At 48.5% G+C, this 260-nt stretch carries 1 pseudogene; it reads right to left on the reverse strand.

The features are described 5' to 3' along the window. A pseudogene (locus ACINWC743_RS25305) lies at window positions 1–157 on the reverse strand (SwmB domain-containing protein); the annotation flags it as partial. Window positions 158–260 lie beyond the last annotated feature (103 nt).

A 260-nucleotide genomic window follows, 5' to 3' on the forward strand; every position in this document is an offset into this window, starting at 1 on the left:
TGCCCACCACTAATACATTCGTGATCGCAACCACTTGACCATCCGCAGTCACTGCGAAGTCGCCTGCAACTGGTGGATTTAATGGATCAAGCGCTTCATTGTAGTTCAGCGTTAAGGTCGTACCCAATGGATCAACTGTCGCATTGACAAAGGTTGGTGCTGTGGTATCCCCCTGGAATCACGAACCATTGCTTACTGAAGTTGGTGGTAGTGTTGCTGCATCATTGCCCGCAATGTCTTGAATCGCATTCGGATCATTA

This window comes from Acinetobacter sp. WC-743, assembly GCF_000335555.1.
Classification (GTDB): domain Bacteria; phylum Pseudomonadota; class Gammaproteobacteria; order Pseudomonadales; family Moraxellaceae; genus Acinetobacter; species Acinetobacter bereziniae.